This is a genomic window from Microbispora sp. GKU 823 (assembly GCF_002027145.1).
GTDB lineage: Bacteria > Actinomycetota > Actinomycetes > Streptosporangiales > Streptosporangiaceae > Microbispora > Microbispora siamensis.
In genome coordinates, this window is the sequence record NZ_MWJN01000146.1 from 1 (window position 1) to 16,893 (window position 16,893).

The 16,893-nt window shown below is 72.1% G+C and carries 15 protein-coding genes and 1 pseudogene; 9 read left to right on the top strand and 7 right to left on the bottom strand.

From position 1 onward, the window contains the following. The 6 genes from B1L11_RS41185 to B1L11_RS41210 all read left to right on the top strand — a co-directional run. The coding region (locus tag B1L11_RS41185; protein ID WP_256863328.1) for an ATP-binding cassette domain-containing protein at window positions 1-743 on the top strand (743 nt) is incomplete at its 5' end. Further along, the gene (locus B1L11_RS41190) at window positions 743-1,702 is read left to right on the top strand and encodes an ABC transporter permease (RefSeq protein WP_079320634.1); all 960 of its coding nucleotides are present in this window, start codon (window positions 743-745) and stop codon (window positions 1,700-1,702) included. The genes B1L11_RS41185 and B1L11_RS41190, both read left to right, overlap by 1 nt. Continuing rightward, the gene (locus B1L11_RS41195) at window positions 1,699-2,688 is read left to right on the top strand and encodes an ABC transporter permease (protein ID WP_256863329.1); all 990 of its coding nucleotides are present in this window, start codon (window positions 1,699-1,701) and stop codon (window positions 2,686-2,688) included. Before B1L11_RS41190 ends, B1L11_RS41195 begins: the two co-directional genes overlap by 4 nt. Before the next feature lie 17 nt (window positions 2,689-2,705). Further along, window positions 2,706-3,593 (top strand): 3-hydroxy-5-phosphonooxypentane-2,4-dione thiolase, encoded by an 888-nt coding sequence (gene lsrF / locus B1L11_RS41200; RefSeq protein ID WP_079320645.1) that lies wholly within the window; start codon window positions 2,706-2,708, stop codon window positions 3,591-3,593. Window positions 3,594-3,660: 67 nt separating this feature from the next. Then, window positions 3,661-5,319, top strand: a complete 1,659-nt coding sequence (locus B1L11_RS41205) for a glycerol-3-phosphate dehydrogenase/oxidase (protein ID WP_079320635.1) — start codon at window positions 3,661-3,663, stop codon at window positions 5,317-5,319. After that, a complete protein-coding gene (locus tag B1L11_RS41210; RefSeq protein ID WP_079320636.1) occupies window positions 5,316-6,866 on the top strand; it encodes an FGGY-family carbohydrate kinase in 1,551 nt (516 codons plus the stop codon). Before B1L11_RS41205 ends, B1L11_RS41210 begins: the two co-directional genes overlap by 4 nt. Before the next feature lie 192 nt (window positions 6,867-7,058). Here the strand turns inward: B1L11_RS41210 and B1L11_RS41215 are convergent, their stop codons facing one another. Then, window positions 7,059-8,474 carry a M1 family metallopeptidase gene (locus tag B1L11_RS41215; protein WP_079320637.1) on the bottom strand — a complete coding sequence of 472 codons (1,416 nt, stop codon included), beginning with the start codon at window positions 8,472-8,474 and terminating at the stop codon, window positions 7,059-7,061. Window positions 8,475-8,534: 60 nt separating this feature from the next. Continuing rightward, window positions 8,535-9,281, bottom strand: a complete 747-nt coding sequence (locus B1L11_RS41220) for a DivIVA domain-containing protein (RefSeq protein ID WP_179155559.1) — start codon at window positions 9,279-9,281, stop codon at window positions 8,535-8,537. Window positions 9,282-9,406: 125 nt separating this feature from the next. Here B1L11_RS41220 and B1L11_RS41225 point away from each other — a divergent pair, with 125 nt between their 5' ends. Both B1L11_RS41225 and B1L11_RS41230 read left to right on the top strand, forming a co-directional pair. Beyond that, a complete protein-coding gene (locus tag B1L11_RS41225; RefSeq protein ID WP_079320639.1) occupies window positions 9,407-10,189 on the top strand; it encodes an ATP-binding cassette domain-containing protein in 783 nt (260 codons plus the stop codon). Then, window positions 10,186-10,857: a hypothetical protein gene (locus B1L11_RS41230; RefSeq protein ID WP_143737917.1), complete on the top strand. Its 672-nt coding sequence runs from the start codon at window positions 10,186-10,188 to the stop codon at window positions 10,855-10,857. Before B1L11_RS41225 ends, B1L11_RS41230 begins: the two co-directional genes overlap by 4 nt. 1 nt (window position 10,858) lies before the next feature. Here the strand turns inward: B1L11_RS41230 and rlmN are convergent, their stop codons facing one another. Next, the gene (rlmN, locus tag B1L11_RS41235) at window positions 10,859-11,974 is read right to left on the bottom strand and encodes a 23S rRNA (adenine(2503)-C(2))-methyltransferase RlmN (RefSeq protein WP_079320641.1); all 1,116 of its coding nucleotides are present in this window, start codon (window positions 11,972-11,974) and stop codon (window positions 10,859-10,861) included. A 104-nt stretch (window positions 11,975-12,078) separates the two neighbouring features. On the opposite strand from rlmN, the gene B1L11_RS41240 reads away from it, so the two are divergent. Beyond that, the gene (locus tag B1L11_RS41240; RefSeq protein WP_079320642.1) at window positions 12,079-13,113 is read left to right on the top strand and encodes a suppressor of fused domain protein; all 1,035 of its coding nucleotides are present in this window, start codon (window positions 12,079-12,081) and stop codon (window positions 13,111-13,113) included. Window positions 13,114-13,139: 26 nt separating this feature from the next. Here the strand turns inward: B1L11_RS41240 and B1L11_RS41245 are convergent, their stop codons facing one another. The 4 genes and pseudogenes from B1L11_RS41245 to tsf all read right to left on the bottom strand — a co-directional run bounded on the left by B1L11_RS41245 (window position 13,140) and on the right by tsf (window position 16,562). Further along, window positions 13,140-14,171, bottom strand: coding sequence for a phosphatidate cytidylyltransferase (locus B1L11_RS41245; RefSeq protein ID WP_256863330.1), 1,032 nt, complete (start codon window positions 14,169-14,171; stop codon window positions 13,140-13,142). Window positions 14,172-14,338: 167 nt separating this feature from the next. Continuing rightward, entirely contained in the window at window positions 14,339-14,896 is a 558-nt protein-coding gene (gene frr / locus B1L11_RS41250; protein WP_079320643.1) for a ribosome recycling factor, read from the bottom strand. A gap of 9 nt (window positions 14,897-14,905) precedes the next feature. Continuing rightward, a pseudogene (pyrH, locus tag B1L11_RS41255) lies at window positions 14,906-15,603 on the bottom strand (UMP kinase). A 125-nt stretch (window positions 15,604-15,728) separates the two neighbouring features. Then, window positions 15,729-16,562 (bottom strand): translation elongation factor Ts, encoded by an 834-nt coding sequence (gene tsf / locus B1L11_RS41260; RefSeq protein WP_079320644.1) that lies wholly within the window; start codon window positions 16,560-16,562, stop codon window positions 15,729-15,731. Between the last annotated feature and the right edge of the window lie 331 nt (window positions 16,563-16,893).

Genomic DNA, 16,893 nt, shown 5'->3' on the forward strand with positions numbered 1-16,893 from the left:
CCCACGTCGCCGCCCCCGGCGGCGACCGGCACGCGGGCGGCCGCAGGCGGGGGCCGCCGCGCGGGAGACGGTGGCCGAGCTGCGCGGCGCCACCGGCCCCCGGCCTGCGCGAGGTCACCCTGCGGGTCGGCAGGGGCGAGGTCGTGGGCCTCGCCGGGCTGGCCGGCCAGGGCCAGCAGGAGGTGCTCGAACGCCTGTGGCGGCCCGTCCGGCGCGACACCACGGTGAAGGTGACGCGGGCGTACGTCCCGGGCGACCGGCAGCGCTCGGGCGTCCTGCCCCTGTGGAGCGTGGGCGACAACCTCATCGTGACCGCGCTGCGCGGCATCGCCCGCCGGGGGCTGCGCCGTCCGGCCGAGGAGCGCGCGGTCGTCGGCGACTGGGTGAAGCGCCTGGCCATCAGGGGCGGCGCGGAGGCCGGGATCACCGAGCTGAGCGGCGGCAACCAGCAGAAGGTCATCGTCGCCCGCGCGTTCGCCTCCCCCGCCGGGCTCGTGCTGCTCGACGACCCGTTCCGCGGCGTGGACGTGCACACCAAGACCGATCTGTACCGCCTCATCAGGGAGGAGGCGGCGAAGGGCCGGAGCATCGTCTGGTACTCCAGCGAGAACGCCGAGATGGCCCACTGCGACCGCGTCTACGTCTTCCGGGCCGGCCGGATCGTGGCCGAACTGACCGGCGAGGAGATCTCCGAGGAACGCATCATCGCCGTCTCCTTCAACGAGGACGGAGGAAACGACTGATGGCCCAGCTTCTCGCCCCGGCGCTGCCCGACCGCGCGCGGATGCGCCGTTCGGCCCCTGCCGCGGTCAGCGCCGTCGCCCTGATCGCGATGATCGGCGTCTGCTCGTCGCTCCAGCCGGGCGTGCTGACCGTGGAGGGCCTCACGCTGGTCCTGTCCGCGACCGTGCCGCTGGTGATCGCCGCGCAGGCCCAGATGACGCTCATGGCCGTCGGCGACATCGACCTCGGGATCGGCAACTTCGTCGGCCTGGTCACGGTGGTCTCCGCGACCCTGCTGGTGTCGTCCCCCCTCGTCGGCGCGCTCGTCCTGGCCGGGCTGGTCGCGGCGTACGCCGTGCTCGGCCTGCTCATCCACCTGCGCGAGGTGCCGGCGCTGATCGCGACCCTCGGCGCCTCGTTCGTCTGGCTCGGGCTCGGCCTGTTCCTGCTGCCGACACCGGGCGGCACGACGCCCGGGTGGCTGGCGTCGTTCGGCGCGTGGCAGCCCGCGGGCTTCCCGGCGCCGCTGCTGCCGATCCTGGTCGTCGCGCTGCTGGTCTACCTGCTCACCGCGCGCAGCGCCGCAGGCGTGCGGATGCGGGGGCTGGGCAGCAACCCGGTCGCGCTGCGGCGGGCCGGTCTGCGGCCGCTCACCTCCCGCGTCATCGCCTACGCGACGGCGGGCGCGCTCGGCGTGCTGTCCGGCCTCGTCCTGGCCTCCCAGACCGGCGGCGGAGACGTGTCGTCGGCCTCCAGCTACACGCTCATGACCGTGGCCGCGGTGATCCTCGGCGGCGGCTCCTTCTCCGGCGGCAACGCCGTGCCGTGGGGCACCGCGATCGGCGGGGTGACGCTGGGGCTGGTCAGCGTGGTTCTCAGCCTGCTCGACGTGCGGTCCGACATGCAGTCGGCCGTGCAAGGCGTGATCGTCCTGGCCGTGCTCGCCGGCCGCGTCGTCGTGGGGAAGGTGCTGCGATGAACATCCGCGTGACCGGTTCACGTCGCTGGAGCGGCCCCTGGATTTGGGGCTTCGCCGCCGCCGCGCTCGTGTGGCTGGTGATCCTGGCCATCTCGGGCCAGGGCGGCGGGCAGACCGTCTCCCTCGCTTTGTCGCTCGCGCCGTACCTCGTCATCGTCGGGCTCGGGCAGATGCTGGTCATCACCGCCGGCCCCGGCAACATCGACGTGTCGGTGGGATCGGTCATCTCGCTCGCCGGGTTCGTCTCGGTGGCGGCGGCCTCCGCGACCGGCTCGGCGGCCGTGGGGATCCTCGCGGGCATCGGCGTCGGCGTCCTCGTCGCGGCGGTCAGCGCCGTGGCCATCCTCGGCCTGTCCGTCCCCCCGATCATCGCCACCCTGGCCGCGGGGCTCGTCGCCTCGTCGATCACGCTGTCGATGGCCAACGGCTTCACCGCCGTGCCCGACCCCGGCCTGCGCTCGGCGCTCAACCTGCGCCCGGCCGGCGTGCCGCTCCTCGCGCTGGCGATCGCGGTGCTGACCGTGCTCGTCGTCGCGCTGCTGCGCCGTACGGTCTACGGCCGGTCGCTGATCGCGGTGGGCCAGAGTCGCCGGGCCGCAGAGCGGGCCGGCATCCCGGTCGCCCGGATCATCGGGTCGACGTACCTGCTGAGCGGCGCGCTGGCCGGGCTGACCGGCGCGCTGCTCGCCGCCTACATCGCGCCCTCGGCCGATCTCGGCACCCGCTACCTGCTCGACTCCGTGGCCGTCGTGGTCATCGGCGGCACGCTCATCTCCGGCGCCGCGCGGTCCCGGTGGGCGTGTGGGGCGCGGCCCTCTTCTTCATCCTGCTCGACGGACTGGTCAACCTCGTGGGCTGGAGCACCGCGGCGCAGAACCTGCTCAAGGGCGGCCTGGTGCTCTTCGTCCTCTTCCTCGCCGGCGGGGGCGACCGTACCGCATCTCTGTTCAGACGCGATCGCGCACCGCGACCGCCACCACCACTAGCACAGGAGACGACACTGATGGCTGACACCGACGGCCTGCTCGACGCCCGCGACTTCGGGACGTCCGCCGGGCCCGCGGCGAGCGGCTTCCACGTCAAGGGCGCGCACGGGCAGGACTGGGGCCTGCGCAACCGCCTGTCGCGCATCTTCCGGCCGGACACCGGGCGCACGGTCATGCTGGCGTTCGACCACGGCTACTTCGTCGGCCCGATGGCCGGCCTGGAGCGCCTCGACACCCGGATCGCCCCGCTCGTCCCGGACGCCGACGCGATCATGATGACCCGCGGCGCGCTGCGCACCAGCATCCCCGCGACCACCGACGCCGGCATCGTGCTGCGCGCCAGCGGCGGCCCGAGCATCCTGCGGGAGCTGTCCGACGAGCACATCGCGCTGGACATGGAGGACGCGCTGCGCCTCAACGCCGCGGCCGTGGCCATCCAGGTGTTCGTCGGCGGCGAGCACGAGTCGCGGTCGGTCGCCAACCTGGCCGCGCTCGTGGACGCCGGCCAGCGGCACGGCGTCGCCGTGCTCGGCGTCACCGCGGTCGGCAAGGACATGGTCCGCGACGCCCGCTACTTCCGCCTGGCCACCCGGATCAGCGCCGAGATGGGCGCCCACATCGTCAAGACGTACTACGTCGAGGAGGGCTTCGAGACCGTCACCGCGAGCTGCCCGGTGCCGATCATCGTCGCGGGCGGCAAGAAGCTGCCCGAGATCGACGCCCTGACGATGGCCTACCGGTCGATCCAGGAGGGCGCCGCCGGCGTCGACATGGGCCGCAACATCTTCCAGAGCGACAGCCCCGCCGGCATGCTCGCCGCGGTCCGCGCGGTCGTGCACGACGGGCTCAAGCCCGAGGAGGCGTACGAGATCTACAAGGAGAAGGCGGGCGGCTCCGCAGCCTAGTCCAGTTCTTCTCCGGCGCGGGTCCGCCGCCCGCGGACCCGCGCCCGTCACCCTCCGGGAGCCTCCCATGTCGCATCACGTCCCCTCCGGTGAGAACGACGCCGTCGACCTCGCCGTCATCGGAGCCGGTATCAACGGGCTCGCCATCGCCCGGGACGCCGCCGCCCGCGGCCTGCGCGTCGTCGTCGTCGACCGCGCCGACGTGGGCTCGGGCACGTCGAGCACCTCCAGCCGGCTGATCCACGGCGGCCTCAAGTACCTCGAGCGCTACGACTTCACGCTCGTGCACGAATCCATCCGGGAGCGGCACCTGCTGTTCCGCACCGCTCCCCACCTCATCCGCGACTACCCGATGCTGATCCCCTTCTACGAGGGGTACACCCGGCCGGGAGCGCTGATCCGGCTCGGCCTGCTGGCGTTCGACATGATGGCCCTGGGCCGGGGGCGCGGGCTCAGCCGGGGCGTGCCGCTCCGCACGGTGGCCCGCCGGTGGCCCACGCTGTCGCGCGAGGGCCTGCGCGGGGCGGCGCTGTTCCACGACGCGCAGGTGCCGTGGGCGGAGCGGCTCTGCGTCGAACTGCTCCTCGACGCCCGCCACCTGGGCGCGCGCGTCCTCACCTACACCTCCGTCACCGGCCTGATCGTCGAGGGCGACCGGGTCGCCGGCCTCCGCACGGAGGACGTACGGACCGGGGAGCGCGGGGAGATCCGGGCCGCCGTCACCGTCAACGCCGCCGGGCCGTGGATCGACCGGATCCTCGACGGGCAGATCGAGAGCCGGCGGCTCAACGGCGGCACCAAGGGCAGCCACGTCGTCCTCGACCCGTTCCCCGGAGCGCCCGACACCTGCATCTTCTTCGAGGCGGCGGCCGACGGGCGGCCCATCTTCGTCTTCCCCTGGCAGGGCCGTTACGTGCTCGGCAGCACCGACCTCACCTACGAGGGCGACCTGGACGAGGTCGTCGCCAGCGACGCCGAGATCGACTACCTGCTCGCCGAGACCAACCGGATCTTCCCCCAGGCGCGGTTGACGCCTGACGACGTGCTCTGGAGCGTCGCCGGGATCCGGCCCCTGCCGTACACGGCCGGGGTGTCGGACAACGCCAAGATCAGCCGTGGGCACACCGTGCTCAACCACGCGCCCGCCTACCATGGCCTGCTGACGGTCATCGGCGGCAAGCTCACGACCCACCGGGCGCTCGCGGAGGACGTGACCGACGAGGCGCTGCGCGTGCTCGGCAGGCGGCCCCGCGCGTGCGTCACCCGCACCCGGCCGTTCCCCGGCGCGGACACCTCGGACTGGCCGGAGTTCGTGCGCGACTTCCTGCGCGAGTCGCCGCTGGACGGCGCGTCCTCCCGCCGGCTGCTGCAGCTGTACGGCGTGCGCGCCCGCCGGGTGCTCGACCTCGCCGCCGGGGACCCCTCGCTCGCCGAGGTCGTCGACAAGGAGACCGGCGCCCTGGCCGCCGAGGTCGTCATGGCCGTACGCGAGGAGGGCGCGGTCACGCTGGCCGACGTCATGCTGCGGCGTATCCTTGTCGGGCTCAACGGCGACATGGGCCTTTCCAGCGCCGCGACCTGCGCGGACGTCGCCGTACGACACCTCGGCTGGGACGAGGGGCGGGCCCGCGCCGAGGTGGCCGCCTACGAGAACGAGCTGCGGCGCCACCGTCCCCGGGCGCTGGCCGCGGCGGCGAGCCGGGGCAACGACGGGAGGACGGCATGACGAACCTGGCCACGTGTTACATCGGGGTCGACGTCGGCCTGACCGCGTCGAAGGCCGCGGCGTTCGACACGGAGGGACGCGAGGTGGGCGTGGTGCACGCCCGCACCCCGCGGACCAGCGTGACCGCCCACCGGCACGATGTGGACATGACCGGGCTGGCCGACACCGTCGTGGCGCTGCTCGGCGACCTCGCGGGCAAGCTCGCGGCCGACGGCTACACGCCGGCCGGCATCGGCGTGGCCGCCCACGGCAACGGGCTCTATCCGGTCGACGCGTCGCTGCGGCCGGTCGGGCCGGCCATCGCGTCGTCGGACAGCCGGGCCCAGCACATCGTGGACGCGATCGAGCCGGAGGCGGCCCGCCGCCTGGCCGCCGAGACCGGCTCCATCCCGTGGGCGGCCCAGCCGTCGGTGCTCCTGCGCTGGCTGCACGACGCCGAGCCCGAGGCGTACGCCGCGACCCGGTGGGCGCTGTCGTGCAAGGACTGGGTGACCTCGCAGCTCACCGGCGTGCCCAGCGCCGACTACAGCGACGCGAGCGCGTTCGGCATGGTGGCGCTGGACACCCGTCAGTACACCCCGACGGCGCTCGAACTGGTGGGGCTTCCGGCCAGTGACCTCGACCGCTTCCCGCCGCTGCGCGAGTCCGGGCAGGTCGTGGCCGGGCTCAGCGCGCGGGTCGCGGAGCTGACCGGGCTGCCGGAGGGACTGCCGGTGATCGCGGGCTGCATGGACTGCGTGGCCGCCACGCTGGGCGCGGGCGGCCGGGCGCAGGGCGACGTGACGATCATCGTGGGCACCTGGGCCATCAACGGCGTCGTCGTCCCCGCCGCCACTCCCGCGCCTGAGGTCACGCTCAGCGCCCTGATGCCGGACTCGGGGACGATGCTCGCCATGGAGGTCGCCCCCACGTCGGCCGCCAACCTCGACTGGCTGAGCACCGCGTCGGTGCCGCACCGGGCGACCGCCGGGGTCCCGGCGGCGGATCTGCTGGCCGAGGCGGCGACGGTGGCGCCGGGCGCGGACGGGCTGCTGTTCCTGCCGTTCGTCAACGGCGCCCCCGAGCATCCGGCGGCCTCAGGGACCTTCCTCGGCGTCTCCGCCGTACATCGTCGCGGGCATCTCACCCGTGCGGTCATCGAGGGGGTCGCCCAGTATCACCGGGTGCAGCTCGACCGGGTCCTGGCCAGCGGTGCCGACGTGGGCGACCGCCCCTGGCGGCTGGCCGGGGGCGGCGCGCGGTCGGAGGTCTGGGCGCAGATCTTCGCCGACGTGCTCGGCCGCCCCGTCCGCCGTCAGCTCACCAGCGAACTCGGCGCACGCGGGGTCGCCTCGCTGCTGCCCGCCGCGCTCGGGCACAGCGACGTGCCGTGGTCGGTCAGCGACACCGACGACCTGTGCGTCCGCCCCGGTCCCGCCCGCGAGGCGTACGTCCGGCAGGCGGAGGTGTTCGACCGATGCCTGGCCGGGATGTCCGCCGCGTGGTCGGAGGTCGAGCGGTACCGCACAGCGGGGTTCGAACCGGCGCCCGCGTCGGACGGCCGCTGACAGGTTTTCGCCGACACCGTGCGGCGACACCGTGCGCCGACACCGTGCGCCGACACCGTGCGCCGACACCGTGCGCCGACACCGTGCGGCGGCACCGTGCGGCGGCACCGGTGCGGAGGTGCCGTCGCGGCCGGTGCCGTCGGGGGTGCCGTCGCGGGCGGCCGTCTCGCCGCCGCCCGCGACCCGCGCCGGTCAGAGCTTCGGCTTGGCCGCCTTGTACAGCCACGCGTCGAACAGATCGTCCAGGTTCTGGCCGGACAGCCGTTCCGCCAGGGCGATGAGGTCCTTGGTGGTGACGGTGGAGTGCCGGTTCTCCTTCGTCCACGTGCGCAGCAGCGTGAAGAACGTCTCGTCGCCGATCTTCTTGCGCAGCGCGTGCACGGTCATGGCGCCGCGGACGTAGATCGCGTTCCAGTCGAACATGCCGGTGCGGCCCGGGTCGCCGGTCTTGAGCTTCCAGAAGGCGCTGCCCGCCTTGTGCTTGTAGTGCTCGGCGAAGGTCTCTTCGGCGGAGGGTCCGCCGTGCTGCTCCTGGTACAGCCACTCGGCGTACGACGCGAAGCCCTCGTTCAGCCAGATGTCCTTCCAGCTGCGCAGGCCGACGCTGTCGCCGAACCACTGGTGGGCCAGTTCGTGCACGATCGTCGGCTCGTCCGACATGCCCGTGTCGTACACCGGCCTGCCCTGCGTCTCCAGCGCGTAGTAGACGCCGAGCCGGTCGGCGATGCCGCCGGTCGAGGAGAACGGGTAGTCGCCGAAGGTCTTCGACTCCCATCTGATCGCCTTGGCGGTGGTGCCGTGCAGGCGCTTGAACTCCTTGGCCAGGGACGGATCGTACGCCGTGATGTTGGGCATGCCGTCGACGACGCCCTGGGTGACCTTGAACTTCCCGATCGCGACCATGGCGAGGTAGGACGCCATGGGCCGGCGCATCTCCCACTTCGAGGTCCTGTAGCCGTCGCGCGGACCGGCCACGCCGGAGTTCCCCGGCTCGCCGTTGGCCAGGACCGTCAGCCCCTCGGGCACGGTGACCTCGAAGGTGTAGGTGGCCTTGTCCCGCGGGTTGTCGTTGACCGGGAACCAGCTACGCGCGCCGTCCGGCTCGGCCAGCACGACGGCGCCGTCCTTGGTATTGATCCAGCCGGTGACGCCGAGCGCCTTGTCCTTGATCGCCTTCGGCCGGCCGGCGTAGGACACCTCGACGGTGAACGTCTTCCCCGACGGCAGCCCGTGCCGGGGCGTGACGACGAGTTCCTGGCCCTTCCGGGCGTACGAGGCCCGCTCGCCGTTCACGAGCACCTTGCCGATCTTCGGCCCGGAGAAGTCGAGGTCGAACCGGGACAGGTTCTTCTTCGCCGTCGCCGTGATCGTCGTGGTGGCGCTGAGGTGCCGGGTCTTCGGCGTGAACCGCAGGCGGATCGTGTAGTGGCCGACGTCGTATCCGCCGTTGCCCGCGTGGGGGAAGTACGGGTCGCCGAGACCGGCCGAGCCGGGGACGTAGGCGCCGGAGCCCGTGCTCGCCTGGGCCGCCGGCACGGTCTGAAGGGGGACGGCCAAGGTGAGACCGGCGGCGACGAGCGCCGCCAAGGGGGATGATCTGCGCAGCATGATCCCTATCGTGGTGCATTGCTCCACGAAAATTGCAATTTATTACCTATACGGAGCGCCTCAGGGGCAGCGCTCCAGCACGCTCGCCATCTCCGCCAGGAAGCCGTCCACCTCGTGGATCGCGTAGCCGGGCCGGAACACGACGGTCGCGAACGTAGCCTTCCTGACCTGCTCCGGCGTCAACGGCTCGGCCGCCGTCCCGCGCAGCGTCGCCACCACCCGGTCGAGGAACGCGTCGACCTCCTCCTCGCGATAGCCCATCCCGAGCCGCCCGGGACGGAAGGCCACGCGCTCCACCCGGGCCGCCTGCGTCTCCAGCCAGGACGGCGTGCCCGGCTCCGGAGGGGGCGTGCCGGTCTTCTCCACACGGCCGGTGGCCTGCGCGGGAGCCGCTTGCGGACGCGTGCGCTCCTCGGCCCGCGTACGGCTGGCCGGTGCCGCCGGGGCCCGGGCGGCGACGGGCCGGGGCTCGTGGGCAACGGGCTCTGTGGTGACGGGCTCTGTGGTGACGGGTTCTTTGACAACGGAGTCCGAGGCGGCGGGCGGCGGCACGGCCGGTACGGCGGCGTCCCGACCGGCTCTGGCCTCGACCGCGACGATGAACGCGTCGAGCGCGAAGTCCACCGCCGTCTCGTTGTAGCCCCCGAGCTTGACGGCGAACTTCGCGTTCCTGATCTCGTCGGCGGTCACCGGCGGCCCGTCGAGCGGGCCGAGCCCGAGCGTCCGCTCGATCCTGCGCACGAAGTCGTCGACCTGTTCGGGGTCATAGCCCAGGCGCACCGCCATGACGCGGGGAAAGCGGTTCACACCACACCTCCCTGCCCGTTGCTGACGCCCGTCCATTTTGACGGGAGTCCCAACAGAAAGGCGAGACCCAAAGATCGCCCGATGTACGCACGCCGGGAGGAACATCCCGATAGGCTCGGAAAACTATGCGGATCGCCAGCCTCTCCTTCCGGTACGGACGGCGAGACCCCTGGGTCCTGTCCGACGCCGGCCTGGTCCTCGATCCGGGAGACGTGATCGAGGTCACCGGGCCCAACGGCACCGGCAAGTCGACCCTTCTGCGACTGGTCGCCGGGCTGCTCAGACCCGTACGCGGAAGCGTCCAGGACCGTCCCCGGGTCGTCGGGTACGCCCCCGAGCGGTTCCCCGCCGACCAGCCGTTCACCGTGGCGTCCTACCTGCGGCACATGGCGGCGGTCCGGAGGGTGAGCTCGGAGTCGATCGGCCGGTGGAGCGAGCGGCTCGGCATGGACCACCTGCTCGGGCAGCGCCTGCCCGATCTGTCCAAGGGCAGCGCGCACAAGGTGGGCCTCGCGCAGGCGCTGCTCGCCGAGCCGGGGCTGCTCGTGCTCGACGAGCCCTTCGCCGGTCTCGACGCCGCCACCCGCGCCGAACTCCCCAGGATCATCGGGGAGATCAGCGCGCGCGGCGGGATCGTGGTGGTGAGCGACCACCAGGGTGATCTGCGCGCCTTCCCCGGCCTGCGCCGCTGCGAGGTCCGCGACCGGGCCGTACGCGAACTCGATCCGGTCGAGGAGGCCGGTGAGACGGCCCTGACCGTGCTGGAGGTGGCGGTGGCCGCGTCGAGGGCGTCGGACCTGGCCGACCGCCTGCGTGCCGAGGGCTGCACGGTACACATCACGGGGCACACCACGGGGCACACCACGGGGCACATCACGGGCGGCGTCGCCCGGGAGGCCGCCGGATGACAGCCGTGATCGCGCTGGCGAGGTTCCGCCTCACCGGATATGTCGCCTCACACCGGGCACTGCAACCGCTGATCGCGCTGCTGGCGCTGCTGGCGGTCCTCTACGCCGGCGCCGTGCCCGCGGGTCAGGAGATCGGGGCCACCGCGGACTCGGCCGCCATGCTCGTGCCGGTGCTCGCCTGGGCCGCCCGCGGCCTGCTCGACACCGAGCCCGACGAGCAGCGCAGCGTCGCCCTGTCCGCGCTGGGGCCGAGGGAGCTGGTGAGCGGCCTCCTCGCGGCGTTCGCGTCGCTGCTCGCGCTGGCCGCGATCGCCGAGGCCGCGTTGCTCTTCCGCCTCGCGGCCTCCCCCACCCTCACCGTGCTCCTGACCGGGGTGTGGCTGCATCTGCTGTCCGCGGCGGCGGGGCTCGCGCTCGGGGCGCTGACGAGCCGCCCGATCCTGCCCTCCCCCGCGGTCTCCACGATCGCCCTGATCCTCGGCTACCTGTCGATGCTGATGATCAGCATGGCCGGGGCCCGCTGGCTCACCGTGCCGGTCATGGCCTGGATGCGGGACGCCCACCACGGTGTGCTGCTGTCCGGGCTGCCCCTGCTCACGGTGCAGTCCCTGCTGTGGCCCGCGATCGGCCTGGCGGCCTACGTGTGGCTGCGCCGCACGCGACCCTGACTCACTGCTGGGGCGCGGCGGCGAGCTGCCCGCACGCCCCGTCGATCTCGCGCCCCCGGGTGTCCCGTACGGTGACGGCGACGCCGTGGGACTCCAGGCGGCGTACGAACGCCCGCTCGTCCTCGGGCCGGGAGGCGGTCCACTTCGAGCCGGGCGTGGGGTTGAGCGGGATCAGGTTGACGTGCACGAGCTTGCCCTTGAGCAGGCGGCCGAGCAGGTCGGCCCGCCACTCCTGGTCGTTGATGTCCTTGATCAGCGCGTACTCGATGGACACGCGCCGCTTGGTCTTGGCCGCGTAGTTCCAGGCCGCGTCGAGCACCTCGGCGACCTTCCACCTGGTGTTGATCGGCACGAGCGTGTCCCTGAGCTCGTCGTCCGGCGCGTGCAGGGACACGGCGAGCGTCACCGGCAGGCCCTCGTCGGCGAGCTTGCCGATCGCCGGCACCAGGCCGACCGTCGAGACCGTGACGCCGCGCGCCGAGATGCCGAGGCCCTCCGGCGCGGGGTCGACCAGGCGGCGTACGGCGCCGATGACGGCCTTGTAGTTGGCCATCGGCTCGCCCATGCCCATGAAGACCACGTTGGTCACCCGGCCGGGACCGCCCGGGACCTCGCCGCGCGCCAGCGCCCGCGCACCCGCCACGACCTGCTCGACGATCTCGGCCGTGGACATGTTGCGGGTGAGCCCGGCCTGGCCGGTCGCGCAGAACGGGCAGTTCATGCCGCATCCGGCCTGGGAGGAGACGCACATGGTGACGCGGTCGGGGTAACGCATCAGGACCGACTCGACCAGCGAGCCGTCGAACAGCTTCCACAGCGTCTTGCGCGTCATGCCGCCGTCACAGGTGATCTCGCGTACGGACGTCAGCAGCGGGGGCATGAGCTGCTCGACCAGCCGCTCGCGCAGCGTGCCAGGCAGGTCGGTCATCTGCTCGGGAGAGCCGGTCAGCCGGGTGAAGTAGTGGCGGGAGAGCTGGTCGGCGCGGAACGGCTTCTCCCCCAGCTCCGCCACCGCGGCCCTGCGCTCCGCCATGGTCAGGTCGGCGAGGTGGCGCTGCGGCTTGGCCCGGCGGGGCGCCACGAAGGTCAGCTGCCCGGTCTTCGGCTGCTCGCTCACGCAAAACCCTTTCCATCATCCGCGGCCGTGGTCTTAACGACCGGCGCGCGCGGCTTTACATTCTGTCTGGCGGTCGAATCCCGGAGGCGTACGAGAGGTGAGGTGTGGACACCACTGTCGTGCTCACCAGCACCAACCCCTACGGGAGCCGCACACTGACGATCGAAGCCGACCGGACCTCCTCCGTAGCTTACCTTCGTGACGCGAAGGGGATCGTCCACGGAGCGGTCTGGCTGGCCAACCACGTCCCCGCGCCCGCCGAGGCCGATCCCGGCCGGGCCGGCGCCGGGCTGCCGCCGCTGATGCCCGAGGCGCACACCGCGCATCCCTCCGGCCGGCCGCCCCTGGACGCGGAGTCGCTGTCGGTGCTGTGGTTCGAGGAGGGCGACGGCGTCGCCCTGTACGAGAACGACACGCTCCTGGCGGTCATTCCGGCGTGGGCCGACATGGAGCGCGGCCTGCCCGGGTACGCGCGGGACGCCGTCGGGGAGTCGCCGTTCGCCTGGCCGCTGGGCGAGGCGCTGGAGGGCCTGTCCCCCCGGGTGGCCAAGGCCCGCGCGTACTGGCAGTGGCGGCAGGCGGAGGGCAGCTGGGCCACCTATCAGCAGTTCGTGCTGGGCCACCTCGACGGCAGGCTCGGGCCGCCCGGCCGTTACTGGGACGTCGGCGGCGACCGGTTCCCCCTGGTGGGCGTCAGCGAGCGCCCGCCCACGTTCACGCGGGACTACACGGTGCTGTCCACGGTCGGCATGAGCTGCCAGCGGATGCCCGCCGCGGAGATGTACGACACGGCGTGCCGGGTGGAACTCGCGCTGGCGACCAGGCAGGATCCGAGGATCGCCGCACGGCTGTTCGCCTGGCTCGGGCAGTATCCGTGGCGGTCGGTGACGTGGCTGGGGCACGGGCACACGGCCCGCTGGTTCCAGAACCCGGTCACGTTCCCGTTGGACGGCGGGCACCAGGGGGTGCTCATGCTGATGGACCCGCCCGGACTACCGGACATGTCAGGATTCGTGTTTGGCGGCGACGCCGTACGGTGGCTGTGGTTGCTCCCGCTCACCGAGTCCGAACTCCGCCTCGTGGCCGATCAGGGCCATCGGGCGATCAGCGAGCGACTGGCGATGACCAGCCGGATCTGAGGCGTGCCGAAACTCGGCGTGGTTGGTCAGGCGACCGGGACCAGGATCGTGAGCAGCAGCCACACGGGGACGAGCGTGAACAGCAGCGAGTCGAGGCGGTCCATGGCCCCGCCGTGTCCCGGCAGCAGCGTGCCCATGTCCTTGATGCCGATGTCGCGCTTGATCACCGACTCGACGAGGTCGCCGAGCGTCGCGCACACGACTCCGGCCAGGCCGACGACGGCGCCTTCCCAGTACTCGCCCTGCAGCAGGAAGTGGACCAGTAACGCGCCGCCCACGACGCAGGCGAGGGTGGACCCCGCGAAGCCCTCCCAGGTCTTCTTGGGGCTGATGAGCGGCGACATCCGGTGCCTGCCGAAGAAGATCCCGGCGAAGTATCCCCCGATGTCGCTGCACACGGTGACCGCGATGAAGACGATCACGCGGTCCGGCCCGTCCTCGGGAGCCAGCAGCAACGGCACGAACCCCGCGAGCAGCGCCGGGTAGACGGCGACGAACACCGCTGCGGTCGCGTCCTTGACGAAGCCTTCCGCGCCCTGGAACATGCGCCAGGCCAGCAGCACCATCACGGTCACGGCGAACGCGCCGACCAGGAACGTCGTGCCGCCCCAGTAGGGCCCGAGCGTCATGGCCGCCATGCCGGCGAGCAGGGGCGGCAGCGGCACCCGGATGCCGAACCCGCCGAACGCCTTGACGATCTCGTGGATCCCGACGCCGATGGCCACGAGGACGACGACGAGGAAGGCGACCTTGACAAAGTAGAGCGAGCCGATGACCACCGCGCCAAGCGCGACGCCGACGCCCACCGCGGCCGGGAGGTTGCGGCCGGTACGACCCGAGGGCTTCTTGGCGGCGTCACCGGACGTGCCGCCCGGGGCGCCGGTGTCCGCCGGATCCGCGAGGCCGTTCGGCGTGGCGGCGCGGCCGGCGCCGGAATCGGTGACGCCGTTCTGCACGGCGCCGGCGCCCGCGCCGGCGAGGCCGCTCGACGCGGAACGCCTGGCCGGCACCAGGACCGGCACCGGTGCGACCACCCGCCTCGGGACCGTGTCCGGCACCGGAGGGGCCCGCAGCGCCCCCCGCCGGGTTCCGGTCGCCTGCGGCAGCAGTTCCGTCCACAGCGTCCCACTCTCTATATACGCGTGATCCTTGTGCCGCCCCGCCCTTCGCGGTGCGGCACAAGGATCACGGTCGTGCCGTACAGCCCACGTGCGGGGCCGCGACGTCAGACCTCGAGCAGCTCGGCTTCCTTGTGCTTCAGCAGCTCGTCGATCTTCGCGACGTGCTTCTGGGTGAGGTCGTCGAGCTCCTTGACCGCACGATGGACCTCGTCCTCGCCGGCCTCGCCGTCCTTGACGAGCTTGTCGAGGATCTCCTTGGCGTGCCGGCGGATGTTCCGTACGGACACCCGGCCGTGCTCCGCCTTGTTGCGGGCGACCTTGATGTACTCCTTGCGGCGCTCCTCCGACAGCTCGGGGAACACCACGCGGATCACGGTGCCGTCGTTGCTCGGGTTGACGCCGAGGTCGCTGTCGCGGATGGCCCTCTCGACCGCGTTCAGCGAGCCCTTGTCGTACGGCTGCACGAGCACCATGCGCGCCTCGGGGACGTGGAACGACGCGAGCTGCTGGATCGGCGTCGGCGACCCGTAGTAGTCAACATTGATCTTGTTGAACATCGAGGGCGTCACACGGCCGGTGCGGATGCTCGCGAAGTCGTCCTTGGCGACCGTCACCGCCTTGTCCATCTTCTCCTCGGCCTCGAGGAGGGTTTCGTCGATCACTGCGGCTCCCTACTTCCCTGCCGGACTCACCAGCGTGCCGATCTTCTCACCACGGACCGCCCGGAGGATGTTGCCCTCGCCCATGAGATCGAAGACCACGATGGGCAGGCCGTTGTCCATGCACAGGCTGATCGCGGTGGCATCCATGACCCCGAGGCCCCGCGTCAGCACCTCACCGTAATCAAGCTGGTCGAACCGGACCGCGTCGGGGTTCTTGCGCGGGTCCGAGTCGTACACGCCGTCGACCTGGGTGCCCTTGAGCAACGCCTCGGCGCCGATCTCCAGCGCGCGCTGCGCCGCGCAGGTGTCGGTCGAGAAGAACGGCGAGCCGAGCCCGGCACCGAAGATGACCACGCGGCCCTTCTCCAGGTGACGGATCGCGCGGCGCGGCAGGAACGGCTCGGCCACCTGCTGCATCGTGATCGCGGTCTGCACGCGGGTGTCGATGCCGCGCTTCTCCAGGAAGTCCTGCAGGGCGAGACAGTTGATGACGGTCCCGAGCATGCCCATGTAGTCGGCCCGGGCGCGGTCCATGCCGCCCTGCGACAGGGCGCGCCGCGGAACATGTTGCCGCCGCCGACGACGACCGCCACCTGCACGCCCTCACGGACCGCTTCGGCGACCGAGTCCGCGAGCTGGGCGACGACGCGCGGGTCGATCCCGAGGGACTCACCGCCCGCGAACGCCTCACCCGACAGCTTCAGCATCACCCGCTTCCAGCGCAGCGGCCCGTCGTACGACGAAGCCGCCGGCGTGGCGGGTCTGGTGTTCTCCTGCACGGCGGCGGCCTCCTCGGATGTCAGCGCGGGTCGAAAAGCTCCTGGCAGTAAGCCTAAGCCTGGCCGACCTTGTAGCGGGTGAAGGCCAGGACCTTGACGCCGGCCTCGTCCGCGACCTTCGCGATCGTCTTCTTGTTGTCCTTCACGAACGCCTGCTCCAGCAGGGTGAAGTCCTTGTACCAGCCGTTGACCCGGCCGTCGACGATCTTCGGGATGGCGGCCTCGGGCTTGCCCTCCTCGCGGGTCATCTGCTCGAACAGCGACCGCTCCTTCTCGATGACCTCGGCGGGCACCTCGGCGGGGCTGAGGTACTTCGGCGCCATCGCGGCGGTGTGCTGGGCGATGTCCTTGGCGACCTCGGCGTTCGGCGTGTCGAGCTGCACGAGCACGCCCACGGCCGGCGGGAGCTGCGGGTCGGTCTTGTGCATGTAGGAGGTGATGAAGCCACCCTCCAGCAGCGCGAACCGGCGGATCTCGATCTTCTCGCCGAGCGCCGCGTTGGCCTCGTCGAGCAGCTCCTTGACGGTCTTGCCGCTGAGCTCGGACTCGAGCAGCGTCGGCACGTCGGCGGGCTTGGTCGCGACGATGTGCGCGACGATGTCGGCGGCGAGCTCCTGGAAGCGCTCGTTCTTGGCGACGAAGTCGGTCTCGCAGTTGAGCTCAAGCAGCGCCGCGAGGGAGTCGCCCTCGTGCTTGACGGCGACCAGGCCGTTCGACGCGGTGCGGGCCTCGCGCTTGCCGACGTCCTTGGCGCCCTTCAGACGCAGGATGTCGACGGCCTTGTCGAAGTCGCCCTCGGACTCCTCGAGCGCCTTCTTGCAGTCCATCATGCCGGCGGCGGTCAGCTCGCGAAGCCGCTTGACGTCGGCCATGTTTACGGAAGCCATTGTCCAATTTCCTCTTCGGGACCCGGATGCGAATCGTCTGGGGGGTGGGCGCCCGTGCCGGGCGCCCACCCGATGAAGCCCTCAGTGCGGCGGACGTCGCCCTACCGCACCGGAACCAGGTCGTTCCCTGGGAGATCCCCGCCGTCGCGGCCGGCCGGAGGCGTCGCGCCCGGCGGGAACCTGTGGTCGTTCGTCAGGCCTGCTCGCCCTGCGCGGGCTGCTCGTCGGCGGCCGGAGCCTCGGCGGTCTCGGGCGGCCGGAGCCTCGGCGGTCGTCGGCGGCCGGAGCCTCCGCGGCCGGGGCGGCCTCGGCGGCTCGCGCCCTCGAGAGC